Origin of the sequence: Brucella anthropi ATCC 49188, from assembly GCF_000017405.1 — a bacterium.
In the GTDB taxonomy this organism is placed as follows: Bacteria; Pseudomonadota; Alphaproteobacteria; order Rhizobiales; family Rhizobiaceae; genus Brucella; species Brucella anthropi.
The window spans coordinates 1,115,690-1,142,216 of the sequence record NC_009668.1; the positions used below are offsets into that span (position 1 = coordinate 1,115,690).

A 26,527-nucleotide genomic window follows, 5' to 3' on the forward strand; every position below is an offset into this window, starting at 1 on the left:
TATAAGGAATTTTTCATTTTACATGACCAATTAGATAGGCATGCTGAAATCAGGACATTCCCTGTTGCGACGAGACAGTCACGCGCGGGAATGGTGGGCGATAGGGAGGAGAACATGAAGAAAATTGCATTCACCGCGCTTGCGGTCTTTTCACTCACAGCATCAGCAGCTTATGCCGATGTGGTAAAGGTCGGCGTCATTGGTCCATTTTCAGGCCCGTTTGCTCTTCAGGGCAAGAACTTCAAGGCCGGTATCGACGCCTATATGACAGAGCACGGCAACACGATCGGCGATGACACTGTCGAGATCGTTTATCGCGATGTGCCGCAGGCCGATCCTGCGCAATCGAAGGCGCTTGCGCAGGAACTCGTGGTCAAGGAAGGCGTGCAGTATCTTGCTGGCTTCTATTTCACCCCTGACGCCATGGCGGTTACGCCCATTCTCAAACAGGGCAATGTGCCGATGGTCGTCATGAATGCCGCCACCTCTTCCATTGTCACGAAGAGCCCTTATGTGGTGCGCACCTCGTTCACCACATGGCAAACGTCAACCCCGATCGCAAAGGTTGCACTCGACAAGGGTGTGAAGAAAGTCATCTCGGTTGTCAGCGATTACGGGCCGGGCGTGGATGCGGAAAACGCTTTCAAGGCAGCGTTCACAGAAGCCGGTGGCGAAGTGGTCGAAGCTATTCGCATGCCGCTCGCTACGAACGATTTCAGTCCTATCATGCAGCGTATCAAAGACTCTGGCGCGCAAGGCGTGTTCGCTTTTCTGCCGTCTGGACCAACCACGCTCGGTTTCATGAAATCCTATGTCGACAACGGATTGAAAGGCTCGGGCATTCAGCTTTTTGCTCCAGGTGACCTGACACAGGAATCCGATCTTCCCGCACTCGGAGAAAATGCTCTCGGTGTTCTGACGACTTTCCACTATGCAGTCTCGCATGACTCGCCAGAAAACAAGAAGTTTGTCGAGGAAGCTCGAAAGGCCATCGGCAATCCTGTGGAATTGTCCTTCCCTTCGGTCGGCGCTTATGATGGCATGCATGTCATCTACAAGATGATCGAAGCGACCAGCGGTGAAAAAGATGCTGAAAAAGCGGTAGAGTCCGTGAAAGGCATGGAATGGATCAGTCCTCGCGGCCCTGTATCCATCGATCCCGAAAGCCGCCATATGACGCAGAACATCTATCTGCGCGAAGTAGCCAAGGCTGATGACGGCACTTACTATAACAAGGAAATTCAAACCTTCGAGAAGCAGGGCGACCCCGGCCTAAAAGCTCAATAACTCCGGCATTCAAGAGTTAACGCCTTGATGCCTGAGCAGGCGTAAAGCGCGCACTCATGGCTCACAACTGCTTATTTTAACGCGTACCCGAAAACCTTTTCGCGTTTTTCGGGATACGCCCAACAGGACCACTCAATGCAGACTGTGCTCAGCATTGCTGTCGATGCCCTCGCCTATGGCATGGTGCTTTTCGTCATTTCCATCGGCCTTTCGGTCACCATGGGCTTGATGCGCGTCGTCAATCTCGCTCACGGCGCATTTGCAATGATCGGCGGCTATTTTGCATCCTATGCTGCCCAGCAGCTTGGCCTCAATTACGGCTTTGCGATCATCATCGCGGTCGTCGGCACGATGATAATCGCCGTTCCCGTGGAGAGATTGCTCTATCGGCGCATTTATGGGGCGCCTGAACTGACGCAGGTGCTGATGACCATCGGTATCACTTTCTGCATTATCGGTCTCACCAACTATATATTCGGACCAACGCTGAAGACCATTCCTTTGCCTGAAATGTTGCGTGGATCTGTCGATCTCGGCTTTCGGGCAATTGCCAAGCATCGCATCTTTGCAATCGGGTGCGGCTTCGCGGTGGCCCTTGGTCTTTGGTACATCATCGAACGCACTGCCTTCGGCGTGAAACTGCGCGCTGCCGTCGACAATGCCAACATGGCGGCTGCACTCGGTGTCAGAACCGAAATCGTTTACGCCATCAGCTTTGCGCTTGCCATTGGGCTTGCAGCTTTCGGCGGTGTCGTCGGCGCCGAACTTCTACCTGTCGAACCCTACTATGCACTCCGCTACATGGTGACATTTCTGGTCGTCGTCTCTGTCGGCGGCGCAGGCTCCATACCCGGAGCGCTGATTGCCTGCCTCCTGCTCGGAGCAATCGATACAACCGGGCGTTATCTGGCACCGGAATATGGCGAGTTCTTCTTCTATCTGGCAGTAATCGTCATTGTGACGCTGTTCCCGCGTGGTCTTGCAGGAAGGCTGGCCAAAAAATGACCGATATGACGCAAGCTCTCTCCCAATACCGTCACTCCTATGCGGGTCTTGCTGGCGTAGCAGCAATTATCGCTGCCAGTATTTGCGGCTGGTTTTTGTTCCCCGACAATCTGGCGCTGCTGACACGCATCATTGCCATTGCCTTGCTCGTATTGTCACTCGATCTGGTGACGGGCTATTGCGGTATAGCAACGCTCGGCCATGCTGCTTTGTTTGGCGCTGGTGCCTATGGTGCCGGCATCGCTGCTGCCCATTTCGGTATTACCGACCCGATCCTGATGACACTTATCGGTCTTGTTGCAGGAGCTATCACCGGGCTTGTTTCCGGAGCCGTTATTCTGCGCGCACACGGGCTCGCTCAACTCGTTCTATCGATTGCCGTTGTTCATCTGTTCCACGAAGCTGCAAACAAGGCATCAAGCTGGACCGGCGGCAGTGACGGACTAAGCGGCATTTCACCCGATCCGATCTTTGGCATGTTCGAGTTCGATCTCTACGGACACACGGTCTATGTCTATGCCGTATTCCTGCTGCTCGTTTCGTTCATCTTCCTACGTTATGTTGTTCGTTCACCCTTCGGTATGCTTTGCCGAGGTGTGAAAGAAGACCCGATCCGCATTCATGCCATGGGCGCTTCGGTCCAGTCAGCACAGCTTCGCATGTATGTCATTTCGGGCGCTGTTGCTGGCATCGGTGGCGCGCTGAACGCCATTTCAACGCAGGTTGTCGGACTAGACAGTCTTAGCTTCACCATGTCGGCGGAAGCTTTGGTAATGCTGGTTCTCGGTGGCACGGGATCGCTGTTCGGAGGACTGATCGGCACAGTTGTCTTCATGTGGTTCGAAGACCTCGTCTCTGCTGCGAACCCCTTCCACTGGCTTACAATGGTTGGGGTTCTGCTGATCGCCGTCGTGCTATTCGCGCCGCGCGGCCTCTATGGAACCGTCGCCTATTACTTTGAAAAGAAGGCGCGCCGCAAATGAGTACCGTGTTTGAAGTAACGAAACTGCACAAAAGTTTCGGCGGTCTGGCAGTTACAAACGATGTTTCGCTCAGTATGGCGAAAGGCGACCGCGTCGCCCTCATTGGTCCCAATGGAGCGGGCAAGACCACTTTCGTCAATCTGGTTACAGGCAACCTCGCGGCAACTTCTGGCACCGTGGCATTGGATGGAGAGAGCGTCTCCCGGCTCAACGCCATGCAGCGCGTCAGGCGTGGACTGGTGCGTTCATTTCAGGTGACCCGTCTCTTCTTCGACATGACACCCGAAGAACACGTGGCTCTTGCTGTTTTGCAACGCGAAGGCAAGACGGGACGTATTCTCGGAAACTATCGCAAAATGCCTGAAGTCATGGATGAAGTGCGCGATATTCTCGATACGCTCGGGCTTCGGCATCTCGGACAGTTGCGGGTGAGTGAGATCGCATATGGCCAACAGCGGCTTCTGGAGATTGCACTTGCATTGGCGCTTCGACCCAAAGTTCTGCTGCTTGATGAACCAGCTGCGGGTGTTCCACAGAGCGACACGGGCCGCATTGAGGAAGCGCTCGACCGACTACCGGCCGATCTGGCAGTACTCATGATCGAGCACGATATGGACCTCGTTTTTCGCTTCGCAAAGCGTGTGGTCGTTCTAGCTGCCGGAACTGTGATCTTTGACGGATTGCCGGAAGACGTCGTGCAGGATGCCCGCGTCCGCGAAGCCTATCTCGGGAGCTATGCGCAATGAGTGCCGCCTCGCTTGAAATTCGCAATCTCTCCTCCGGTTACGGCCCCACGCGCGTCATCGAGAATGTATCGTTCAAAGCAGAACCGGGATCGCGACTTGCCATTCTGGGCCGCAATGGTGTCGGCAAGACCAGCCTCTTTGCCACTATCGCAGGGCAAACGCGCCGTTATGGCGGTGAAATTCTGCTGAATGGGAAGAATATCGCCACGCTTCCATCAGCCGCGCGCGCAATTGCTGGCCTCGGCTACGTGCCGCAAACCCGCGATGTTTTCCCGACCCTCACTGTCGAAGAAAATCTCTTCGTTGGCCTCAAAAACCGACCAAAGAATGCGCTCGAAGAAGCCTATGCGATGTTTCCGCGTCTTAAGGAACGACGCAGCAATCTTGGGTCGCAGCTTTCCGGGGGAGAACAACAGATGCTTTCCACCGCGCGCAGCATTCTCGGGCGACCGACAGTGCTGCTGCTCGATGAGCCGCTGGAAGGGCTTGCTCCTGTCATCTGTGAAGAACTGATGGCTGCTTTCTCGACACTTGCGCAGAAGGGAGACATGACGATTCTGCTTGTCGAACAGCGCATCCAGAGTGCACTCGATTTTGCCGATCACGTCATCATACTGGAACGTGGGCGCATCGCATGGTCTGGCACTTCAGCAGAACTCACCGAAAACCAGCAGACCGTCGAAGAACTGCTGGGTGTCGGCGGGTTGCATTGATCAGTTCCCGACAAATGCAAATTTGTCGACGTCCACGAGGCCGCGATCAGTGATCTTGAGATGCGGGATCACAGGCAAGGCGATGAAGGCCAGTTGCAAGAATGGCTCCTCCAGAACGGAACCCAGTTCTTCCGCTGCATGACGCAGCACGCGAAGCTGGTCGCGGACAGTTTCATATGGTTCGGCGCTCATCAATCCGGCAATGGGCAAAGGCATTTCAGCCAACACCTTGCCATCTCGCACGACAACGAAACCACCTTCAATTTCGCCCAACCGATTGGCAGCTGCAGCAATATCTTCGTCTGACGTGCCAACCACACAGATATTATGGCTGTCATGACTGACGGTTGACGCGATTGCACCTGATTTCAAGCCGAAGCCGTGCACAAAGCCGGTCGCAATATTTCCATTTTTGCCGTGACGTTCGACAACGGCAATCTTGACTACATCTTTTTCGAAATCGGGTTCAACGCCGTTCGGGCCAACCTTCAGATCGAATTCGAGGCTTTCCGTTATGATCTTGCCCGGAATTATACCGATTGCACGCGTCTTGCCGCTGTTGGAATGAGAGCGGAAACTGGAAGCGCTGACTTTCGATGCCTTGACGCTATTGCGCCCGACAGGAGCAACAGTCTTGCGAGCGGCAAACAAATCCTCTGAAATCACCCTGCCCGCCGACAACACGATTTCAGCGTGACAACCTTCGAGACTATCCACCACAACAAGGTCGGCGCGCTGGCCCGGCGCAACCAGACCGCGATCAAAAAGACCGAAAGCGCGGGCGGCAGAAACGCTAGCGGCCCGGTAGATGGCAATCGGCTCCACGCCGCCTGCAATCGCCGTGCGGATAAGATAATCGAGGTGGCCCTGATCGGCAATATCGAGCGGATTCCGGTCATCTGTGCACAGTGCCAAAAACTGCGCGTGGCGCTCGGTAATGATCGGCATAAGCGCTTTCAGATCCTTGGAAACTGACCCTTCGCGCACCAATACATGCATGCCCTTACGCATCTTTTCCAGCGCTTCTTCCGCACTTGTCGCCTCGTGTTCGGTGCGAATACCTGCGGAAATATAGCCGTTCAGATCGAGCCCGCGCAGAAGCGGCGCATGACCATCAATATGGCGTCCCTGAAACGCTTTGAGCTTCGCCATGCATTCGGGATCTTTCGCCAGAACACCTGGAAAATTCATGAACTCCGCAAGACCGATCACCTTGGGATGGTCAGCAAAAGGCAACAGATCATCGATCAGAAGCTCGGCGCCAGACGTTTCCATATGGGTCGCGGGCACACAGCTTGAAAGCTGCACGCGGATATCCATGACGGTTTCCAACGCGCTATCGAGGAAAAACTTTATGCCTTCAGCACCCAGCACATTCGCAATCTCGTGCGGGTCGCAAATGACCGTGGTAACGCCCTGTGGCAATACACACCGGTCGAACTCATGCGGCGTTACGTGGGAAGATTCTATGTGAAGATGCGTATCGATAAATCCCGGCACGACGATCCGTCCGGAAATGTCGATTTCATGCTTGCCCTGATAGTTGCCGAATGTTCCAACAATCCGGTCACCGCAGATTGCGATGTCACTTTCAACAAGTTCACCGGTTACGAGATCGAAGAAACGGCCGCCCTTCAGCACGATGTCGGCAGGTTCCCGACCTGCGCCCTGATCGATCATCCGTTCCAGCATCACGTCACCTCACATTCGGAATCAATTGTCGAAAGTTACCACAATGCAAGACGCGGCGGTAAGGTCACCCTTCCGCCGCGTCCATAACCCACGAATGTCCAGATTACCGGACGTATTCGATCATTCTGGCTCGGCTGAGAACGAGCTCGACCCGATTGTCATCAAGCTTATGCAGACAGACGCGCTTGGTCCAAGGGCCGTCATGCAACGTAAACAGCGCGCGCCCCTGACCGAGGTCTTCCAGCGGCATGGCTCGGCGTGCCGGGCCTATACCCATGATGAGGTGACCATCCTTGATATCGAAACTGGCGCCATAGGGCGATGCCTGCCAGTGGCCGTCGAGTTCCCGGCACACAGGTTTCGGTGTCACCGGCTTCAACCGGCGAGATACGTAACCAATCTCACCCTCCAGTTCCGTACCCGTCCAGCGGAGTTCAACCGGCGAAGACGGCGACAGGGATGAGAACCAGCCATCGCCGATATCGTAAAGCGTGTCTTCGGAATCAAGCCAGTTGGCTATACCGTTGCGCATTTCCAGCCAGAACGGTCCACTCTCCGTCACATAAAGCCCGTCGGGGATCGTGCAATTGGTCTCTGGCAACGACAATCCGTTGAGAGCGGCCATGCAATCTCGCGCCATCTTATAGGTGTTGGCGTCTTCACGATTTGAAACAACAATCATGCCGGTTTTCGCGGCTGGATCGAGCAGAAAATAGCTCTTGTAGCCGGGATGCGAGCCACCATGTCCAACAAACCGCTTGCCAGCCACTTCGTTCCACCGCAGCCCAAGACCGTAACCGGTTACTCGTCTGTCAGAGAGACGACGGTCAGCTGACAGTTTATCGAGCAAACCTTTGAACACGCCCTCGCCATTAACAAGTGCTTGTGCCCATTTGGTCAGCGCCATGCCACTGCCAGTCAGGCTGCCAGAAGCCGAAATGTGCAGGCCAGCAGAGCTGAGCTGCCATTTTTCGTCAGACTTCCAGTAACCGGGAACCAGGCCCGCGACCGGATCATTCCAGACGTCCGGCGCTTCCATGAAAATATCGAGAGGCAGCGCAATATCCGATTTAACGAAATCATTGAAGCGAAACCCTTTTCGCTCCAGTGCAGCTTCCACCAGACGATAACCGGTGTTGGAATACGAAATTTCCGAACCCGCTTCGAAATTGAGCCGGTTGAGAGAAGCAAGGTAATCCAGAAGCTGACCCGCTTCCGTTTCTGTATAAACAGACAGCCCCAGAAGTGTGAGGCATTCCCGCGTATCGGGCAGACCACCAGTCATGTCGAGTGCACGCCCCACGGTGACATCGGCTAGTGGACTTTGCAACTCCGGCAGATGGTCGCCGAGCCGATCCTCGAGGCCGATGATATCGCTGTGCTTGAGAACCATCGCACAAAACGCATGTTTCGTGACTGATGCGTAGCGAACGACTGTATTCGCCGTGAACGGCACGCCCGTAGACAGGTTTTCAAGCCCGCTCGCATAGGCAAATTTCACTCCATCTGGGCCGAAACCGATGATGACGCCACCCGGCTCATCCGTGGCCCAGGTTCTCGACAAGACTTTCGCGGCAAGCGAAGCCGCATTCCAGTCAGCATGCGTTGACATGAAAACTCCGTCAGGCAGGTTCTTCCAGATTGACGCTTAGCGCGCGCAATTCTGTGGTATGCGGATGTGTCGTTCGCCCAGCGCGCAAATCATCGGCGCTAAGCTGTTCCACCATCTCGCCATGTTGCATCACCCCCACCTGCGGGCAGAGATGCGCGATCACAGCGAGATTGTGGCTCACCAGCACATAAGTGAGATTCTTTTCAGCGCGCAAGTCCGCGAGAAGATTGAGAATTTCAGCCTGTACCGAGACATCAAGCGCCGATGTCGGTTCGTCCAGTAGCAGAACTTCCGGTTCGGCGATCAGGGCTCGCGCGATTGCCACGCGCTGGCGTTGTCCGCCCGAAAGCTGGTGCGGAAAACGGAACCGCGCAGCTTTGGGCAACGCGACTTCGTCAAGAACCTTTTCAATACGCTTATCGATATCGCCGATACCATGAACCAGCAGAAGCTCGCTCAGGATACGGTCGATGGTCTGGCGTGGATGCAGTGAGCCAAAGGGATCCTGAAACACCATCTGCACCTGACGGAAGAAGGCGGGTGTGCGCTTTGGAGCAACGTCCTTCCCGTCGAAAGCGATGCGGCCACTCCATTGTTCGTTGAGACCCGCCATTGCGCGCAGAATAGTGGATTTACCCGAGCCGCTTTCACCAACAATTCCAAAGCTCCCGCCCTTCTCGACATTGAAGGACACACCCTTGACGACTTCATGCTCGTTGAAGCTGATACGAAGTTGATCAATGACTATCATGAGTTCAGCCAGCTTTCTTCGCGATTAAGAACCGGCAATCGATCACGAGGATGCATGAGCGATGGAATGCAATTGAGAAGCCCCTTCGTATAAGGATGCTCAGCACGCACAAGTTCGGCGGCTTTCAATTCTTCCATGACACGGCCCATATACATGACCATGACACGGTCGCAGAAATGCGACACGAGTGGAAGATCGTGGCTGATGAGGAGAAGTCCCATTCCGCGCTTGGAAACCAAATCGTCGATCAGGCGAAGAATTTCCGCCTGAACGGTAGCGTCGAGCGCGGATGTCGGCTCGTCAGCAATGAGCAGTTCGGGATCGGGCGCCAGCATCATGGCGATCATGACACGTTGGCCCATGCCACCAGAAACTTCGTGTGGATAAAGCTTTGCCACGTCGCGCGGATTGCGGATCATAACCTGATCCAGAAGATCAACCGCAGCATCCATTGCCTGACGTTTGCTACCGCCTTTGTGAGTACGCCACGCTTCAGCTACCTGCACGCCAATGGTCTTGACCGGGTTAAGCGAATATTTGGGGTCCTGAAGAATAAAGCCTGCCCGCTTGCCGCGTATCTGACGCATGCCACGTTCGGTGGCTGACAGAATGTCGATGCCATCGAATGAAAGCTTGTCGGCCTTCACTTCAGCGATTGGCGGCAGCAATTTCATGAGGGCTCGCGCGGTCAAGGACTTGCCCGAGCCACTTTCACCGACAATGCCCAGTTTTTCACGACCAAGCTGAAGCGAGATCCCGCGAACAGCATCGAAACGGCTGGTGCGCGTTTCAAAGCTGATCTGCAGATTTTTAATATCAACCAGCATCTGTTCTCTCAATTCTGCTTCGGATCGAGCACGTCGCGCAGACCGTCGCCGAGGAAATTGAAGGCGAGCGATACGAGGAAGATCGCGATGCCGGGGATGGTGGCAACCCACCATTGTTCAAAGATAAAGCGCTTGGCAGTGGCAATCATCGCACCCCATTCGGGCGACGGCGGCTGTGCACCCATTCCGAGGAAGCCAAGGCTTGCGGCGGTGATGATGATCGAGCTCATGTCGAGCGTAATGCGCACAATGACGCTCGGCACACAAAGCGGCATGATGTGACGCAAAATGATGCGGAATGGCGATGCACCGGTCAGCTTGGCGGCTGCAATGAAATCGCTCTTGCGCAAAGTCATGGTTTCCGCACGCGCCAGACGCGCATAGGGTGGCCACGCAGTCAATGCGATTGCAAGCACGGCACTTTCAACACCTGGCTTCAGCGCAGCCACGAAGGCCAGCGCCAGGATCAACCGAGGAAACGCAAGAAAGACATCAGTGACGCGCATCAACGCGGTGTCAACAATCCCGCCGAAATAGCCGGCGATACAACCGATAAAGAGCCCGATCGGCGCAACGAGAATGACAACAGCGATAACCATTCCAAGGGTTACGCGGCCACCGTAAAGAATGCGCGATAGGATATCGCGGCCTAGCTCATCAGTCCCGAACCAATGCGCGGCAGTGGGAGCAGACAGACGGTTGCCTAGGTCTTGAACACTCGGATCATATGGCGCCAGCAATGGTGCGGCCAACGACAAAACGATGAAAGCGACAATGATAAAGAGACCAATCATCGCGAGCGGATTGGCCCGAAGGTTCACCCAAATGCGGTAGCGCCTGCCCCAGTTAGCCTGAGAACGAGAAGCAGGCGAGTCATCTAGCGCCCAGTTATGAAAATTGGCAAAAATCATCGGACACGCGGATCCAGAACTTTGTAGAGGATATCGGCGAGCAGGTTGAGCCCGACATAAATGATACCGATGAGCAGTGTAGCGCCCACCACCGGATTCATATCGGCATTCATCAGCGACACGGTCAGATACTGTCCCAAGCCCGGCCAGCTGAAGACCGTCTCGGTCACGACAGCACCCTCCAGCAGACCTGCATAGGTGAGAGCCAGAACTGTCACGAGCTGCACGGCAACGGTCGGGAAAGCATGTTTCCAGATGACCGAGGTCAGCGACAAGCCTTTCGCACGTGCCGTAATCACGAACTCACCCTTGAGTGCGTCAAGCATGAAAGCGCGGGTCATACGCGTGATATACGCCATGCTGAAGTAAGCGAGGATCAGAACCGGCTGAATCATGTGATAGACGGCATCCCGGAACGCGTCCCAGTCGCCCTCAATAAGAGTATCGATCGTGAGCAGGCCGGTAACATGCGGGATCATGCCTTCATAGATGATGTCCTGTCGTCCCGGACCGGGCGCTATATCGAGTGTCGCATAGAAGACGAGAAGCGATATCAGTGCCAGCATGAAAACGGGAACAGAGTGCCCTGCAAGACAGATCACGCGGATCGTCTGGTCGACGATGGAACCCTGCCGGACAGCAGCCCACACCCCCAGCGGAATACCGATAAGAGCAGCAACAAGAAGCGCAGCCGTTGCCAGTTCCAATGTCGCGGGAAAATAACGGGCGATATCCTGTGTCACCGGATTACGGGTCAGAATAGAGTTGCCGAAATCGCCGTGCAGGACCTGCCCGACATAATGCACGAACTGGATTACAAGTGGCTGATCGAGCCCCATCTCCGCGCGGACGCGCTGGATAACAGCCTCTGGCGCATTGTCGCCCACCGCAGCAATAACAGGATCGACCGGCATGACGCGGCCGATCATGAAGGTAATGACCATAAGCCCGAACAGCGTGATTAACACGCTGCTCAGGATACCGGTCAGGTTCTTGAGGCTTTTCTTCACGCCTTGGCGATCCCTGCATAGGAATGAGAATCGGACAAGACGCCGAGACGCATTCCGGTAACATCCTTGCGGCAGGCAGCTGTGGTAACGGTCTGAAGCATCACGATAAACGGACTATCGTTCATGAATTCGCGCTGCAGATTCTCATAGAGTTCGATGCGCTTTGCTGAATCGCGTTCATCGCGGGCTGCAATCGACTTCTTCGCGAACTCCTCGTTCTGATAGGACGAGCGCCAGGCGAAAGGCTTGGTAGCCGCATTATCCGAATTATCCGGATTGTTACAGAAAACGTCGGCATTAGTGTTCGGATCGAAGTAGTCAGAACCCCAGGCGGTCAGCGCAATTTCGTGCTCGCGAGCACGCATTTTGGTGAGGACCTGACGGTTCTCTGCGGCCAGAAGTTCGACCTTGATTCCAATTTCGGCGAGGTTCGCCTGAATGGCCTGTGCGATATCCGGCCAAGGCTGAGCAGAATAATGATCCATTTTGATGGTAAAACCATCGGCAAGACCAGCTTCCTGCATCAGGCTTTTCGCCTTTTCCAAATCCTTCTGGAATGGCGTTTCGTTAACCGCACCGGGGAAACCCTCCGGGATGATGGTCTGGTGCACCTTGTGCGTCAGCGGAACGATGTTCTTCTGAATGCCCTGATAGTCGACCGCCCACTTGATCGCCTGCCAGAGCTTTGGATTAGTAAGCTTTTCAATCTTCTGATTGAGAGACATCAGGCCAATGCCCGCGATTGCCTTGGTGACGAGCTCGAAATCACCATTGCCCTGAAGAACCCGCAACTGCTCGGACGTCAGATTGCGGGCAATATCGACATCACCCTTCTGAAGCATCAAGAGCTGCGAAGACGGGTCCGCGACGTGACGCAGAAGGATGCGCTTCACATTGCCCTTGTATGCGCCATGTGGATTAACGTTCAGGATGATGCTTTCGCTCGGCTTCCAGGAAACGAGAACCCATTCGCCCGAACCGGCGCTGTTCTTCTGAAGCCAGCCGTTACCGAGATCGTCACCGGATGCATTTTCCAGAACGGTTTTCTTTTCCACGATGCTGGCAACGCTTGCCGACAGGCAATACAGCAGGAACGGCAGCGATGTCGACTGCTCGACCGTCAGAGACAATGTCGACGGATCGGTCGCTACGATGTTCTTTTCTGCATTCTCTGGCGTGAAACCGAACTGGCCAATGATGAAAGCCGGGCCCTTGTTCATCTTGATCGCACGCTGCAGCGAGAAAGCAGCATCTTCAGCCGTGATCTGCGCGCCGCTTGCAAATTTTGCATTCGGATCGATCTTGAAGATGAAGACCTTCCCATCAGCGTCGGCTTCCCAGGAAACAGCAACGCCGCCTTCCACCTGGTCCGGATTGGAAAGGCTTGGATGTACCAGACGCTGGTACATGTTGTTGCAGACTTCGCTGCCGACAGCTTCGAAGCTCTCATGCGGATCAAGACTGGTCATATTGTCGAGCTGCTGGGCCACAACCAGAATATCCTGACGCCCGGCTCCAATGGCAGGCAAAATGCTCGCATAGGACAGGAAAGGAACGGCAGCCGCACCTGCCAGAAAACCGCGTCTTGAAATCATTGAGAGCTCCTCTTGCAACGCTTTCTGAATGGCTCCCTGACATCGGGCGCTTATCGACAGCGTTCTATCTCTGGATATATTTTTCCAGCTTCCCGCTATCACGTCAGCGGAGGCAGGGGCCAATGCAGAATTTTGCATTCCCTATGCAGAGTTTGCATGAGGGCAAACTAAAGGAGAGCTTTTGCAAGAAAGAATAGCCCTTCATGCAGGGCCGTCATATCAAGTGACCGAAATCGCATTTGCAATTCTTCTCGCTTGGGTCCATCACCCCTCTCAAATACCAGACTTGATTTTGAAAAGGCTTCCCCATGGCGACAGAACAGAAGATACCCGTTTTCGATGGTCACAACGACGTGCTGTTGCGCCTGTGGTCATCGCATGCTTCCTCGCCTGAAAAGCGTTTTCTTGAAGGAGAAAATGTCGGCCATATCGACCTTCCACGCGCGCAGAAGGGTGGGCTCGGCGGCGGCTTGTGCGCCGTATATGTGCCCTCGCCTTCACGAGAACTCGACACTAATGGCAATCTGGCGACTCCGAGCCAGACGGATGCGATGAAGGCAACGCTCGCCATGTCGGCAGTACTTCTGAAAATCGAACGGGCGTCAGAAGGCAAGGTTCGTATTTGCAAAACTGCAGCCGATATTCGTGATGCCTTTGCCAACGGCATTTTTGCTTCTGTCTATCATATCGAAGGTGTGGAGGCTTTTAGCGAAGACCTTGATGCCCTTTATGTATTGCATGAGGCAGGCCTCAGAACGCTTGGGCCTGTCTGGAGCCGTCCGAATATTTTTGCCCATGGCATCCCGTTCCGGTTTCCGGCGTCGCCTGACATCGGCCCGGGCCTCACCGATCATGGCAAAGCGCTCATTCGCGCCTGCAATGAACTCAAAGTCATGGTCGACCTTTCCCACATGAACGAGAAAGGCTTCTGGGACATAGCGGCAATTTCCGATGCGCCGCTCGTGGCTTCGCATTCAAATGCGCACGCGCTTTGCCAGCAAAGCCGCAACCTGACCGACAAGCAGCTGGATGCCATTCGCGATACTGGCGGTCTCGTCGGGCTTAACTTTGGCGTTTCATTCCTGCGCGAAGATGGAAAACGCGATCCGAATACGGATCTGAGTGAACTCGTTCGCCATGCTGATTACATTGTCAACCGCATCGGGATCGACCATCTGGCTCTGGGTTCCGATTTTGACGGCACCACGATTTCTTCCACGCTTCGCGATGTCGGTGATCTCCAGCTCGTCATAGACGCCTTCCGTAAACACGGCTACGACGATGCTTCCATCGTAAAGCTGGCCCATGCAAACTGGATCAATGTGCTTGAGCGTACCTGGGGTGCTTAAGGGAAAAATAGAAACGATCTCACCCTCGTAGGGTGAGATCGAAAACATGATGGTGGATATGACCGTCGAACATTTCCAGAAGCCCCTTCGTTGCCTCCCGGCTTTCATATCGCACAGGTGAAGCAAGCGCTTTGGCCAAAGCTTCCCTACTGTCATACTGGGTCCACAGCACCATCGGATAGGCTGGCGCACCTTCATCGCGTTCGACAGCATAAAGAACTCGGACTTCCCTGATTCCCGGAAATTCAAGCCACATCGGCATAAGAATATTCGCGACATAAGCTTTGAACGCATCCTCGCGCCCAGAATGAATAGCGCCTTCAAAAAAGGCCTGCCTGACAATCATGGGAATAACTCAGTTTACTTTGGTGGGTGGGACATCGCCGGAAAAATATGCGGCAAGATTGGCGAGTACGAGCTCACCCATTCCGACACGTGTTTCAACCGTTGCGCTGCCTTGATGCGGCATCAGCACGGTGTTTGGTGCGGACAGAAAATCCTCCCTGATCGTAGGTTCGTTGACGAAAACATCAAGACCGGCACCGGCTATAGTTTCGTTATTCAAAGCAGCCAGAAGCGCATCTTCGTCAACCACACTGCCCCGGGCCACATTGATTAGATAACCCTTGCTTCCAAGTGCTGCTAGCACATCCGCGTTCACAATATTCGCCGTCGACGGATTAGCCGCGACGCACACTGCGAGTACGTCGCTCTGCTGCGCTAGTTCCGCGGGCGTTGCATGGGCAATCCAGTTTGTGCCCGCGACAGGAGAGCGGTTCCAATAGTGTACTTCCATGCCGAATGCTTCTGCACGTCGTGCAAACGACTTTCCGATCTGGCCAAGGCCCAGGACGCCAACCCGCTTCCCCTTGGGACTAACGCCAAGAGGAAATACTTCACGGCGCTCCCATTTGCCTTCCCGCACGAATTGATCGCCCTGAACAACATGGCGCATAACCGCCAGCATGAGAGCAATGCCTGTGTCGGCAACATCATCGGTCAAAACGCCAGGTGTGGTGCTGACATGTACATTGCGATCCCGCGCAAAAGCAAGATCGACCTTGTCCGTCCCAACGCCGTTGATGGCAATGAGGCCGAGCGATGGCAGACGCTCCATCCAACCATTGGAAAGCCCCGTTCCGCCACCGGTAACAACAGCACAAATGGTGCCAAGTGCCGCGTCAATCGCCGTCGTGTCTTCCGGCTTGTATAGACGAAGAATCTTGTAAGATGCATCCAATCGCTCTTCGATCAACGGCATCATCGGCTCGATAAGCAGAACTTCGTTCGTCACTTCAAACTCCATTACTAAACTACTAGAGACGCTCAGGAAATCTGACCGATAAATGCCTTCGTGCGCTCATGCTTCGGATTGCCGAAAAATTCCTCCGGCTCCGCCATTTCAAGAATTTGTCCTTGATCCATGAAGATGACACGATCTGCCACCTGCCGCGCGAAACCCATTTCATGGGTAACGCAGAGCATGGTCATGCCTTCCTTGGCGAGATCGATCATGGTGTCCAGAACTTCCTTGACCATTTCAGGATCGAGTGCAGAAGTCGGCTCATCAAAAAGCATGATCTTGGGATTCATGCATAGCGCACGGGCAATCGCCACACGCTGTTGCTGGCCACCCGATAGCTGGGCCGGATACTTATCCGCCTGTTCAGGAATGCGGACACGCTCGAGGTATTTGCGCGCTGTCTTCTCAGCTTCAACTTTCGAAACGCCACGCACTTTCATCGGAGCCAAAGTGCAATTCTCAAGCACCGTCATATGCGGAAACAAGTTGAACTGCTGGAAAACCATGCCCGTTTCCTGCCGGACGATATCTACATTCTTTCCACCTGCCGTCAGATCGTGGCCGTCTACAATGATGCGGCCTTTCTGAATGGTCTCCAGCTGATTGATACAACGGATGAGGGTCGACTTCCCCGAGCCAGACGGACCGCAAATAACAATGCGTTCACCGCGAGCGACATTCAGATCAATATCTCTGAGAGCATGATAAGTGCCGTACCACTTGTTTACTCCCTGCATGAGCACTGCAGGATCTGAAGCATCCTGCGGCAACCGGTTCGCTTTTCCCTGAGCCATCTGGTTCATGTCGAGAAACTCACTTTCGTGGACTGGATCGTCATGCCCGTCGGATGGACGGGCATGACGGAATTCGAGAGCTTACTTTGCCTGAGAGACAAAATCCGGCAGTGGCGCACCGAGCCACTTTTCATGAATCTTGTTCAGTTCGCCGTCGCTCTTTGCCTTTTCGATGAACTTGTTGACGAATTCGAGCATTTCCGTCGCCCCCTTGCGAACAGCGATACCCTGTACTTGCTGGCTGAGCTGGATTTTCTGATCATAGCGGCCCGGAGCAGCTTTTTCGATTTCGGCAGCCACGACATTGGAGAGCCCTATCAACTCAACCTGTCCCGAAAGCAGGGCTTGCACTGCGCTCGCATCATCATCGAAACGACGGATGTTGGCGTCCTGCGGCGCTACCTTGGTTACTGCCGTGTCCTGTGTTGAAGCACGAGCGACACCGATCGATTTGCCAGAAAGCTCCTCCGGCTTTGTAACAACGGTGTCCTTCGGTCCGAATACGCCAATCGAAATACCAGCATAAGGCTGCGAGAAATCAACGCTCTTTGCCCGTTCCTCGGTGATGCCCAGCGAGGCAACCAGAACGTCCACCTGTCCGCTCTGCAGATAAGGAATACGGTTTGGACCGGTGACTGGCACGATCTGTGCGTCGACGCCCAGCTCCTTCGCCAGCAACTTCGCGACATCGGCGTCATACCCGTCCGGTTCATTGCTGGTGTTCATGATGCCAAATGGCGGAAAGTCGACCAGCATACCGATCTTGATTTTTCCAGCGGACTTGATGTCGTCAACGGTCTGAGCGAATGCAGCCGGTGCCAACGCCGTTGCAAGGGCACCCGCACCAATCAGGGCCATTGCCAAACGTCTGGTAATAGTCATGTTTATCCCTTCCCTATTAAGTACCAGTCTCCTCACCGGCACCGTTTCGTTATTTTCAATGCATTTCCTGACGCCATGTTGGTTTACATTCGGTCGGAAATACTGATCGTCTTCCCGAAGCCCCCCAATTACCGAGCTGTAGCGCGAGAAAACCTCGTTTCCATTCGGCGTGCCAAAATCGATAGCGGCCAGCATAGGACAAAATAGACAGCCGCTACCGTGCCAAACACCATGAACGGGCTGAACGTCGCATTGTTGATGATCTGTCCCTGTCGCGTCAGTTCTGTAAATCCGATGATCGCGGCAAGCGAAGTGCCTTTGATGAGCTGCACGAGAAAGCCCACTGTCGGCGCAACCGAAATGCGTGCGGCTTGTGGCAGGATCACATAGCGCATGCGATTGTAGTAGCGCAGCCCCAATGCCGTCGCCGCTTCACGTTGGCCGGGCGGCACTGCATCAATACAGCCGCGCCAAATCTCTCCGAGAAAAGCGCTTGCATGCAATGTCAGCGCAATCGTCGCAGCAATCCAGGGGTTGATACCCAGACCGAAAATATTAAGGCCGAAGAACACCAGGAAGAGCTGCATCAGAAGCGGTGTACCCTGAAACAGCCTGATAAAGCCGAGTGCGATGTAACGTGGGGCGCGAGCGTCCGAAACACGCATCAGCGCGACAAGCAGCCCTCCGATGCCACCGCCGACAAAGGCAATAGCCGAAAGAGCAATGGTCCACTGCGCTGCATAGACGATAATGAGAAATTCGTTCCAGCCGAAAGGTCTGATCATGGCCCGCTCCTATCGGCTCAACGGGTATTTAAAAGCCACCTTCTCGATCACTGAGAAAATGGCCGAGAAACCGATGGACATGACGAGATACATGAGCGTGATAACAATATAGACCTCAAAACTCGCGAAGGTCGCCGACTGTAGATCGTTACCCGCCGCGGCAAGTTCGTTTGCGGAAATTACGGAGACCACACTCGAAGTCAGCATCAGATAGATAAATTGGCTGGTGAGTGACGGATAAACCGTCCGCAAAGCTGGTTTCATGATCACATAACGGAACACTTGCAGCTTTGAGAGACCGAGTGCGGTTCCTGCTTCCACCTGACCTTTATGAATGGATTCAATGCCGGCACGAATAATCTCGGTACCGTAAGCGCCGAAGTTCACCACCAGCGCAAGAAGCGCTGCACTGTTGGGCGACAATCGCAAACCAGCAGAAGGCAATCCAAAGAAGATGAAGAAAATCTGCACCAGAAACGGCGTGTTGCGGATAATTTCGATATAGGCATCAATGATTAAGCGTACTGGCTTTGGTCCAGACGTCTTCCCAAGCGCGCAGACTATCGAAACAATCAGGCCGAGCACCATCGCCGCGCAAGACAATTCAATTGTCTGCCACGCGCCGACAAGCAACTTATCCATCGCCGCGAAAACAGGCGCGAAGTTGAAATTATACAATGCTGAACCTCCCGGTACGCAATTGTGCCGATTTCTCCTCCCGGCATCAATAATTTAGATCGATCTAAATGCGTTTTGCCTCATACGTCAATCATTAATTGGGATTAGATAACAGAGGCTCTCACCGGTCCACAGGACTGTCGAACTCGCAAATATGTTTCACTGATGATCCGCTGCGCCTGTTTTTCCGGGTTTGCCAAACGGGAAAGAAGCAATCCAGCGGCATTCTCACCAACTGTAACAGGTCGGGTTGACACGGAACTCAACCGGGGGCGGGTCGCTTCAGCATCGCTTACATCGTCGAAGCCGATCAACGAAAAATCCCCACCAACCATTCTCCCGCAATCATAAAGCCCTGCCGAAAGGCCTAGCGCAATCACGTCATTGAAGCAGATTGCAGCTGTCGGCTCCCGGCCGTCCTGAAAGAGAAGCGGAGCCGCTTTAGCGATATCCGGCATCGTCTGCGGAAAGCGGACAATCATCTCAGGATCGAGCCCTTGTTGTTGCATTGCCTCGCGAAAACCTTCGACACGTTCGCGGTAAGCGGAATGAATCGGCCCGTGCACAGCGAATGCGATTGTCCTGTGCCCAAGTGTAGCCAGATGATTAACCGCCTGCCGCATACCACCCGCGTAATCAACGCCTGCGTAATCGACACGATCGGTCACATGACGCAACACCTGCACAATAGGCAAGCCCCAGTCAGCAAGCTGCTCGACGAACTCCGGTGCTGTTTCCGCTGTTGGCGAAACGATCACGCCATCAACACCATGCTCACGCATACGCTGCATAAGGGTACTCTGATTGGTGAAGTTCTCGTGACTATTGGCGAGAAGAACGACCAGCCCTGCTTCACCCACAACACTGTCTATTCCTGAAAGCAATTCGCCGTAAAACGGGTTGCCAAGGGTGGGTACGATGACGCCAACCGTATTCGATCTCTCTACCCGGAGGCTAGCAGCCCCCATATTGTAGACATAGCCCAACTCTTGAAGGGCTTTCTCTACTTTTTCGCGCGTTACTGTTCCCACCAACGGGCTTTTGCGGATAACAAGGGAAGCCGTCGCGCGCGATACGTTGGCATGGCGTGCCACATCCAGCAGCGTAACGCGACTTTTCCTGCGATCGTCACTCGGCATAACTTCACCTGTCAGCAAGTTGGGCAATGTCCGATCCGGTTGAAGACAAAACTCAATAAAACCGCCGGTCAGATTCGAAAGGCATATATCAGTTCAGTCTTGCACATTGGTCAATCCGTTGAACGGCGAACCAGCAGTCATCATGCGGAAATGGCATTACTTGGCGTTCCCAACCCATTAATTATGCGCATGTTCTCCCCACGAATATCACTTTCCTTTCGGTTTTTTTCGTTTTGAACGCTATCGTTTTCGGATTTATTCTGCCATTGGAAGAATCGAAGGTTGATCCTTTGGCAAAAATTGCATTCATATAGGTGCAATGAAAATATTGCAGATGTCGGGGCTTTGAGACCATCACCAAGGAACTCAAATGTTCACGCAATCTCACACTCGAGGAGGAAACATGCTTATCCGTCTGATCACGACTTCGGCGCTGACAAGCGCCCTCGCCCTCACCATCAGTTCTCAGGCATTTGCCCAGACGGAGCTGGCATGGTGGCACGGCATGACCGGTGCCAACAACGAAATGGTCAATGAACTCTCGAAGGAGTTCAACGAAAGCCAGAGCGAATACAAGATTGTTCCTGTCTACAAGGGAACTTATCCTGAAACGCTGAATGCCGGCATTGCCGCGTTCCGTTCCAAGCAGCCCCCCGCGATCCTTCAGGTCTTCGACGCCGGTAGTGGTGTTATGATGGCAGCCGAAGGCGCAATGGTTCCAGCTGCAGAAGTTCTGGAAAAGGGTGGCTTCAAGTTCGACAAGTCGCAGTATCTGCCTGGCATCGTCGCTTACTATTCGAAGCGAGACGGAACCATGTTGTCCTTTCCGTACAACTCCTCGTCACCAATCCTCTATTACAATAAGGATGCCTTCAAGAAGGCTGGCCTCGACGAAAACAATCCGCCGAAAACCTGGCCTGAAGTTTTCGAAGCTGCCAAGAAGATCAAATCCAGCGGTGCGGCACCGTGCGGTTTCACTTCCACATGGCTGACCTGGATTCAGACCGAAAACTTCGCGGCTTGGAACAACGTTCCTTATGGCACGAATGAAAACGGTCTCGGCGGCACCGATGTGAAGCTCGAAATCAACTCGCCGCTTTACATTCAGCACTTCCAGTCGATTGCCGATCTCGCGAAAGACGGTACGTTCCGCTACGGCGGCCGCACATCGGAAGCCAAGCAGCTTTTCACCTCTGGTGAATGCGCAATGCTGACCGAATCCTCCGGCGGCCTCGGCGATGTTGTTAAGTCGGGTATCAATTACGGCATCGGCCAGCTGCCTTACTACGAAGGTCACGGCCCGCAGAATACGATCCCTGGCGGTGCATCTCTGTGGGTCTTCGCAGGCCTTAGCGACGAACAATACAAGGGCGTCGCAGAATTCTTCAACTTCCTCTCGCAAACCAAAATTCAGGTCAAGCTGCACGAAAAATCCGGCTATCTGCCTGTAACACTGGCGGCGTACGAGGAAACCAAGAAGTCGGATTTCTATGAAAAGAATCCGGGCCGCGAAACGCCTATCCTGCAGATGATGGGCAAGGCGCCGACCGAAAATTCGAAGGGCGTGCGTCTCGTCAACTTGCCGCAGGTGCGCGATATTCTGAACGAAGAGTTCGAAGCAATGCTCGGCGGCAAGCAGGATGCGAAAACTGCACTTGAAAACGCTGTCAAGCGCGCCAACGACGCGATTGCCGCAGCTCAATAATTGATCACATAAACACAACGCCGCCTGCCCTTGTGGTGGGCGGCCTTGTCACCCACGAGGAAGCTCCCCGTGCAGAAAGTTACCTTTCCAAATAAAATCTTGCCCTACTTCCTGCTGGCCCCGCAGATCGTTCTGACTGTGGTGTTTTTCTTCTGGCCAGCCAGTCAGGCAATTTATCAGTCTTTCATGCGTGAAGACGCATTCGGGCTGAAGTCTACTTTTGTAGGCCTTGCGAACTTCACAACCGTTCTGGCCGACCCGAACTATCTACATTCATTCAGAGTAACGATTGTCTTTAATGTTCTGACCGCGCTGCTTGCCATGGGCGCAGCATTGTTGCTTGCAACGGCAGCAGATCGCGTCATCCGTGGAAAGACATTTTATCGTACGCTCCTGATCTGGCCCTATGCCGTAGCTCCTGCTGTAGCCGGCATGTTGTGGCTCTTCATGTTCAACCCAGCGATGGGTACTTTTGCGTATATTCTGCGCCGTAATGGCATTGCATGGGATCCGCTGCTTGACGGCAATCAGGCTATGGGCCTCGTCGTCGTTGCCGCGGCCTGGAAGCAGATTTCCTATAATTTCCTGTTCTTTGTCGCAGGCTTACAAGCAATTCCTAAATCGTTGATCGAAGCAGCAGCCATTGATGGCGCGCGCGGCGCACGGCGATTCTGGTCTATCGTATTTCCACTTCTTGCACCGACCTCCTTCTTCTTGCTGGTCGTGAATACGGTTTACGCCTTCTTCGACACGTTCGGCATCATCCATGCCGTGACCGGCGGCGGGCCTGCCAAAGCCACCGAAACGCTGGTCTACAAGGTTTACAACGATGGCTTCGTCAATCTGAATCTGGGTTCTTCCTCGGCACAGTCAGTTATTTTGATGGCAATCGTGATTGCCTTGACAGCGTTCCAGTTCCGCTTCGTTGAGAAGCGCGTGCATTATTCGTGAGTGAGGCGACAATGATAGAAAAACGCCCAATCTCCAGCCTGATCGGCCATCTGATCCTGATCCTAGGCATCATTATTGTTGCCTTTCCGATCTACTACACCTTCGTCGCTTCAACGATGACGTCAACGCAGATCATTCGCCCGCCAATCTCGCTGTTGCCCGGCGACCATTTCGTCGAAAACTACGGCGAAGCCATCTTTGGCGGTGTGGAGCGTGTTGTTGGTGTAAGTCTTGAACGACTTCTCTGGAACTCGTTCGTGGTTGCAATGGCAATCGCCGTCGGCAAGATCATCATTTCGTTCATGTCGGCTTTCGCGATTGTGTTTTTCCGCTTTCCGATGCGCATGTTCTTCTTCTGGATGATCTTCATAACGTTGATGCTGCCTGTGGAGGTTCGTATTCTGCCGACCTACAAGGTGATCGTGGACCTCGGCATGATCGATACCTATGCTGGGCTTACGCTGCCATTGATGGCATCCGCGACAGCGACATTCCTGTTCCGTCAGTTCTTCCTTACCATTCCGGGTGAACTGGTTGAAGCAGCACGTATCGATAATGCCGGACCATTCCGTTTCATGCGGGATATCCTGCTCCCCCTTTCGAAGACGAATATTGCAGCGCTTTTCGTCATTCTCTTCATTTACGGATGGACCCAGTATCTCTGGCCACTACTCGTTACCAATGATGCCAAGATGAACACGATCATCATCGGCCTGCGCCGCATGGTCGATTGGGCTGACGCATCCACACCGTGGAACTACGTCATGGTAACAGCCATTCTGGCCATCATTCCACCGATCCTCGTTGTGGTGTTGATGCAGCGCTGGTTCGTCAAAGGTCTCGTTGAAACGGAAAAGTAATGAGCAAAATCGTTCTTGATAACGTCCGCAAGAGCTATGGCGGCAATGTAGAAGTCATCAAAGGCGTATCGCTGGAGATTCACGACGGTGAATTTGTGGTGCTGGTAGGCCCTTCAGGCTGCGGTAAATCCACTCTCCTGCGCATGATAGCGGGTCTCGAAGGTATTACATCCGGCACAATCTCCATTGGCGATCGCGTGGTCAACGAAGTAGAACCCGCAGAACGCGATATTGCCATGGTGTTTCAGAACTATGCGCTCTATCCGCATATGACGGTTCGGGAAAACCTTGCCTATGGTCTGAAGAACCGCAAGACACCAAAGGACGAAATCGAGCGCCGCATCGCCAAGGCTGCGAAAGCGCTGGAAATCGAACCTTTTCTTGAGCGCAAACCACGCCAGCTTTCTGGTGGTCAGCGCCAGCGTGTCGCCATGGGGCGCGCCATTGTGCGCGAACCGGCAGCTTTCCTCTTTGATGAACCATTGTCCAATCTGGACGCGAAACTGCGCGTGCAGATGCGTGTCGAGATAAAGCGCCTGCAGCGCTCGCTTGGCACCACCAGCGTTTACGTGACACACGACCAGATGGAGGCCATGACCATGGCTGATCGTCTTGTCGTGCTGAATGCCGGCCATATCGAACAGGTTGGCACGCCGATTGAGCTTTACGAAAAACCTGCCTCCACCTTCGTCGCGACATTTATCGGTTCCCCATCAATGAACCTGCTGCAAAGCACAGAAAGCACCGGTTGGGCGACCGGCAGCGCGGTGCAAAAACCTGACGGGAGTTTCACCATCGGCGTTCGCCCAGAGGATATCCGTATTCTGGAAGATAGCGAGCCGGATGCTGACGGATTTAATGCAACCATTCGTATTGAAGCTGTCGAACTCGTCGGTGCAGAAAGCTACATCCACGCTGCTTTGCCAGATGGCAAGCCGCTTATCTTCCGCGTTGCCGGGCGGTCGGCACATAACATTGATGAGACTGTCAGAGTTGGCGCTTCCTCTGGAAACGTGCATGTTTTCAACAATGATGGCCAACGTGTAACTGATTGACATGAAACGGGTTGCGCCCTTCAACGGAGCGCAACCCGCTATAATAATCGATTTCTGTTTTAGAATTTATCGGTTACAGAGAAGTGGAATATTTTTCCGCCTGTGAGGAAATCCCGATAGATGACGCATCAGCAGATACTCTCCTTCGCAGTAATCATACTCATGATGGGAGCGTTTATCTGGGGCAAGTTCCGTTATGATGTGGTCGCACTTTGTGCACTTCTCCTGGCAATAGCAGTTGGGGTTGTACCCTTCGATCACGCATTTTCGGGTTTCAGCGACGACATCGTTATCATCGTTGGCAGTGCGTTGGTGGTCAGTGCGGGTGTCGCACGTTCCGGCCTTATGCAGGCGGCGGTGCAGCGTTTTCTGCCAGAAATGAACAGTGTGCGACTCCAACTTGCCGTGCTGGTGGCAGTCGTCACTGTTCTCTCAGCTTTTGTTAAAAACGTCGGCGCACTGGCAATCATGATACCGGTTGCTTTCCAATTCGCACGTCGTTCCAATGTTTCTCCATCGACCTTTCTCATGCCTATGGCCTTCGGCGCGTTGCTCGGTGGTTTGATGACCCAGGTGGGCACTTCACCCAACATCGTTGTTTCTCGCATTCGCGGCGAAATGGTTGGTGAGCCCTTCACAATGTTCGATTTTACGCCTGTCGGCGCTGTACTATCAGTCGTAGGACTCGTCTATCTGGTACTCTTCTACTGGCTCGTTCCCCAGCGCACTCGCGAAAACGTATCGCTGGATGAGGCAATCAAGATCAAGAATTATGCTTCCGAAGCGCGTATCACCAAGAACTCGACGATGACCGGCAAGCGCGTGACCGATCTCATCAAGGCAGCTGAAGGTGAAGCGATGGTGACTTCCATCATACGCAACGACCAACGATTGACGCCACTTCCAGATACGATCCTGAACGAAGGCGATGTTGTCCTTCTTGAAGGTGATCCAAAAGCACTCGATGCTGTCATAAGTGCCGGAAAGCTTACCCTGTCCGAGAACCGCAATCCGTCCGAGACAAGCGGTTCCACCGACATAGAGGTTGTGGAAGCTGTTATCGGCAAGAACTCGCGCCTAATCGGCCTAACTGCCCAGAGACTTGCCCTTTTTGCGCGATACGATCTGAACCTCCTGGCGGTCAGCCGGCCAGGCGAACGTATTACTGAGCGGCTCAGTGAGGTCATTCTCCGTTTCGGTGACGTGGTCGTACTGCAAGGCAGACAAGCAAATCTGTCCACCTTCCTGCCGGAGTTCGAATTGCTGCCGCTTGCCCGCCGCAAGCTTATGCTTGGCAGCGTTCGGCGCGGATTGATCCCGCTCGCCATTCTGATCGCTGCCATCGGGGCAACCGCGTTAAGCCTTGTACCAGTGGCGGTGGCGTTCTTTGCCGCCGCTGTCGCCATGCTGCTGTTCAAGGTGATACCTCTCAACGAGGTCTATGACGAAATCGACGGTCCAATTCTGGTGATGCTTGCGGCACTCATCCCGGTTTCGGATGCGCTGCGAACAACCGGCGGCACGGACCTCATCGCAGAAGGGCTCGCCACAATCGGCCATCAGTTACCGCCAGCAGGTGCGTTGGCGCTCATTCTTGTAGCTGCGATGATGGTGACACCATTTCTCAACAATGCTGCGACGGTGCTCGTCATGGCTCCCATCGCCACAAGTTTTGCTTCCGGACTTGGTTTCAAGCCGGAGGCCTTTTTGATGGCGGTTGCGATCGGCGCAGGGTGTGACTTCCTCACGCCAATCGGTCATCAATGCAATACGCTGGTCATGGGGCCAGGTGGTTATAAATTCAGCGATTATCCACGTCTGGGATTACCGCTATCAATCATTATAGCGATTGTAACAGTCCCAACACTGATGTTCTTCTGGCCCCTGAAATAGT

General features: G+C 54.0%; 24 protein-coding genes and 1 pseudogene. 11 read left to right on the forward strand and 14 right to left on the reverse strand.

Annotated features, from left to right (window positions below; translation table 11 throughout):
• Positions 1-114: 114 nt before the first annotated feature.
• The 5 genes from OANT_RS19285 (at position 115) to OANT_RS19305 (ending at position 4,734) form a co-directional block, all read left to right on the forward strand.
• Complete coding sequence (locus OANT_RS19285; RefSeq protein WP_012093103.1) at positions 115-1,287, forward strand: ABC transporter substrate-binding protein; 1,173 nt, start codon at positions 115-117, stop codon at positions 1,285-1,287.
• A gap of 135 nt (positions 1,288-1,422) precedes the next feature.
• Complete coding sequence (locus OANT_RS19290; protein WP_012093104.1) at positions 1,423-2,292, forward strand: branched-chain amino acid ABC transporter permease; 870 nt, start codon at positions 1,423-1,425, stop codon at positions 2,290-2,292.
• Positions 2,289-3,275: a branched-chain amino acid ABC transporter permease gene (locus OANT_RS19295; RefSeq protein ID WP_012093105.1), complete on the forward strand. Its 987-nt coding sequence runs from the start codon at positions 2,289-2,291 to the stop codon at positions 3,273-3,275. The genes OANT_RS19290 and OANT_RS19295 overlap by 4 nt, the downstream gene beginning before the upstream one ends.
• Positions 3,272-4,021 carry an ABC transporter ATP-binding protein gene (locus tag OANT_RS19300; RefSeq protein WP_012093106.1) on the forward strand — a complete coding sequence of 250 codons (750 nt, stop codon included), beginning with the start codon at positions 3,272-3,274 and terminating at the stop codon, positions 4,019-4,021. Before OANT_RS19295 ends, OANT_RS19300 begins: the two co-directional genes overlap by 4 nt.
• Positions 4,018-4,734: an ABC transporter ATP-binding protein gene (locus tag OANT_RS19305; RefSeq protein WP_012093107.1), complete on the forward strand. Its 717-nt coding sequence runs from the start codon at positions 4,018-4,020 to the stop codon at positions 4,732-4,734. Before OANT_RS19300 ends, OANT_RS19305 begins: the two co-directional genes overlap by 4 nt.
• Here OANT_RS19305 and ade read toward each other — a convergent pair.
• The 7 genes and pseudogenes from ade to OANT_RS19340 form a co-directional block, all read right to left on the reverse strand.
• Positions 4,735-6,475, reverse strand: a pseudogene (ade, locus tag OANT_RS19310) (adenine deaminase).
• Between the two features lie 54 nt (positions 6,476-6,529).
• The gene (locus OANT_RS19315) at positions 6,530-8,038 is read right to left on the reverse strand and encodes a serine hydrolase domain-containing protein (RefSeq protein WP_012093110.1); all 1,509 of its coding nucleotides are present in this window, start codon (positions 8,036-8,038) and stop codon (positions 6,530-6,532) included.
• A gap of 10 nt (positions 8,039-8,048) precedes the next feature.
• Positions 8,049-8,789: an ABC transporter ATP-binding protein gene (locus OANT_RS19320; RefSeq protein ID WP_012093111.1), complete on the reverse strand. Its 741-nt coding sequence runs from the start codon at positions 8,787-8,789 to the stop codon at positions 8,049-8,051.
• The gene (locus OANT_RS19325; protein ID WP_012093112.1) at positions 8,786-9,616 is read right to left on the reverse strand and encodes an ABC transporter ATP-binding protein; all 831 of its coding nucleotides are present in this window, start codon (positions 9,614-9,616) and stop codon (positions 8,786-8,788) included. The genes OANT_RS19320 and OANT_RS19325 overlap by 4 nt, the downstream gene beginning before the upstream one ends.
• 8 nt (positions 9,617-9,624) lie before the next feature.
• On the reverse strand, positions 9,625-10,527 hold the full coding sequence (gene nikC, locus OANT_RS19330) for a nickel transporter permease (RefSeq protein ID WP_012093113.1): 903 nt from the start codon (positions 10,525-10,527) through the stop codon (positions 9,625-9,627).
• The gene (locus tag OANT_RS19335; RefSeq protein WP_235994163.1) at positions 10,524-11,471 is read right to left on the reverse strand and encodes an ABC transporter permease; all 948 of its coding nucleotides are present in this window, start codon (positions 11,469-11,471) and stop codon (positions 10,524-10,526) included. Before OANT_RS19335 ends, nikC begins: the two co-directional genes overlap by 4 nt.
• Positions 11,472-11,533: 62 nt before the next feature.
• Positions 11,534-13,132, reverse strand: coding sequence for an ABC transporter substrate-binding protein (locus tag OANT_RS19340; RefSeq protein WP_012093115.1), 1,599 nt, complete (start codon positions 13,130-13,132; stop codon positions 11,534-11,536).
• Between the two features lie 308 nt (positions 13,133-13,440).
• On the opposite strand from OANT_RS19340, the gene OANT_RS19345 reads away from it, so the two are divergent.
• Positions 13,441-14,481 (forward strand): dipeptidase, encoded by a 1,041-nt coding sequence (locus tag OANT_RS19345; RefSeq protein WP_012093116.1) that lies wholly within the window; start codon positions 13,441-13,443, stop codon positions 14,479-14,481.
• Positions 14,482-14,500: 19 nt separating this feature from the next.
• On the opposite strand, the gene OANT_RS19350 is transcribed toward OANT_RS19345, so the two are convergent.
• The 7 genes from OANT_RS19350 to OANT_RS19380 all read right to left on the reverse strand — a co-directional run bounded on the left by OANT_RS19350 (position 14,501) and on the right by OANT_RS19380 (position 20,062).
• Positions 14,501-14,827 carry a hypothetical protein gene (locus tag OANT_RS19350; RefSeq protein WP_012093118.1) on the reverse strand — a complete coding sequence of 109 codons (327 nt, stop codon included), beginning with the start codon at positions 14,825-14,827 and terminating at the stop codon, positions 14,501-14,503.
• A gap of 9 nt (positions 14,828-14,836) precedes the next feature.
• Positions 14,837-15,787 (reverse strand): 2-hydroxyacid dehydrogenase, encoded by a 951-nt coding sequence (locus OANT_RS19355; protein ID WP_012093119.1) that lies wholly within the window; start codon positions 15,785-15,787, stop codon positions 14,837-14,839.
• A 20-nt stretch (positions 15,788-15,807) separates the two neighbouring features.
• Positions 15,808-16,587 carry an amino acid ABC transporter ATP-binding protein gene (locus tag OANT_RS19360; RefSeq protein ID WP_012093120.1) on the reverse strand — a complete coding sequence of 260 codons (780 nt, stop codon included), beginning with the start codon at positions 16,585-16,587 and terminating at the stop codon, positions 15,808-15,810.
• Between the two features lie 72 nt (positions 16,588-16,659).
• The gene (locus OANT_RS19365) at positions 16,660-17,460 is read right to left on the reverse strand and encodes a transporter substrate-binding domain-containing protein (RefSeq protein ID WP_012093121.1); all 801 of its coding nucleotides are present in this window, start codon (positions 17,458-17,460) and stop codon (positions 16,660-16,662) included.
• A gap of 128 nt (positions 17,461-17,588) precedes the next feature.
• Positions 17,589-18,245, reverse strand: coding sequence for an amino acid ABC transporter permease (locus tag OANT_RS19370; RefSeq protein ID WP_010658934.1), 657 nt, complete (start codon positions 18,243-18,245; stop codon positions 17,589-17,591).
• A 9-nt stretch (positions 18,246-18,254) separates the two neighbouring features.
• Positions 18,255-18,923: an amino acid ABC transporter permease gene (locus tag OANT_RS19375; RefSeq protein WP_010658935.1), complete on the reverse strand. Its 669-nt coding sequence runs from the start codon at positions 18,921-18,923 to the stop codon at positions 18,255-18,257.
• Positions 18,924-19,027: 104 nt separating this feature from the next.
• Positions 19,028-20,062: a LacI family DNA-binding transcriptional regulator gene (locus OANT_RS19380; protein WP_012093122.1), complete on the reverse strand. Its 1,035-nt coding sequence runs from the start codon at positions 20,060-20,062 to the stop codon at positions 19,028-19,030.
• Positions 20,063-20,465: 403 nt separating this feature from the next.
• Between OANT_RS19380 and ugpB the strand changes: the two genes are divergently transcribed.
• From ugpB to OANT_RS19405, 5 genes are all read left to right on the forward strand, one after another.
• Positions 20,466-21,767, forward strand: a complete 1,302-nt coding sequence (gene ugpB / locus OANT_RS19385) for a sn-glycerol-3-phosphate ABC transporter substrate-binding protein UgpB (RefSeq protein ID WP_012093123.1) — start codon at positions 20,466-20,468, stop codon at positions 21,765-21,767.
• Positions 21,768-21,836: 69 nt separating this feature from the next.
• Positions 21,837-22,718, forward strand: a complete 882-nt coding sequence (ugpA, locus tag OANT_RS19390; RefSeq protein WP_010658938.1) for a sn-glycerol-3-phosphate ABC transporter permease UgpA — start codon at positions 21,837-21,839, stop codon at positions 22,716-22,718.
• Positions 22,719-22,729: 11 nt separating this feature from the next.
• The gene (ugpE, locus tag OANT_RS19395) at positions 22,730-23,578 is read left to right on the forward strand and encodes a sn-glycerol-3-phosphate ABC transporter permease UgpE (protein WP_010658939.1); all 849 of its coding nucleotides are present in this window, start codon (positions 22,730-22,732) and stop codon (positions 23,576-23,578) included.
• Entirely contained in the window at positions 23,578-24,633 is a 1,056-nt protein-coding gene (locus OANT_RS19400; RefSeq protein WP_012093124.1) for a sn-glycerol-3-phosphate import ATP-binding protein UgpC, read from the forward strand. The genes ugpE and OANT_RS19400 overlap by 1 nt, the downstream gene beginning before the upstream one ends.
• 120 nt (positions 24,634-24,753) lie before the next feature.
• The gene (locus OANT_RS19405; RefSeq protein ID WP_012093125.1) at positions 24,754-26,526 is read left to right on the forward strand and encodes an SLC13 family permease; all 1,773 of its coding nucleotides are present in this window, start codon (positions 24,754-24,756) and stop codon (positions 26,524-26,526) included.
• Position 26,527 lies beyond the last annotated feature (1 nt).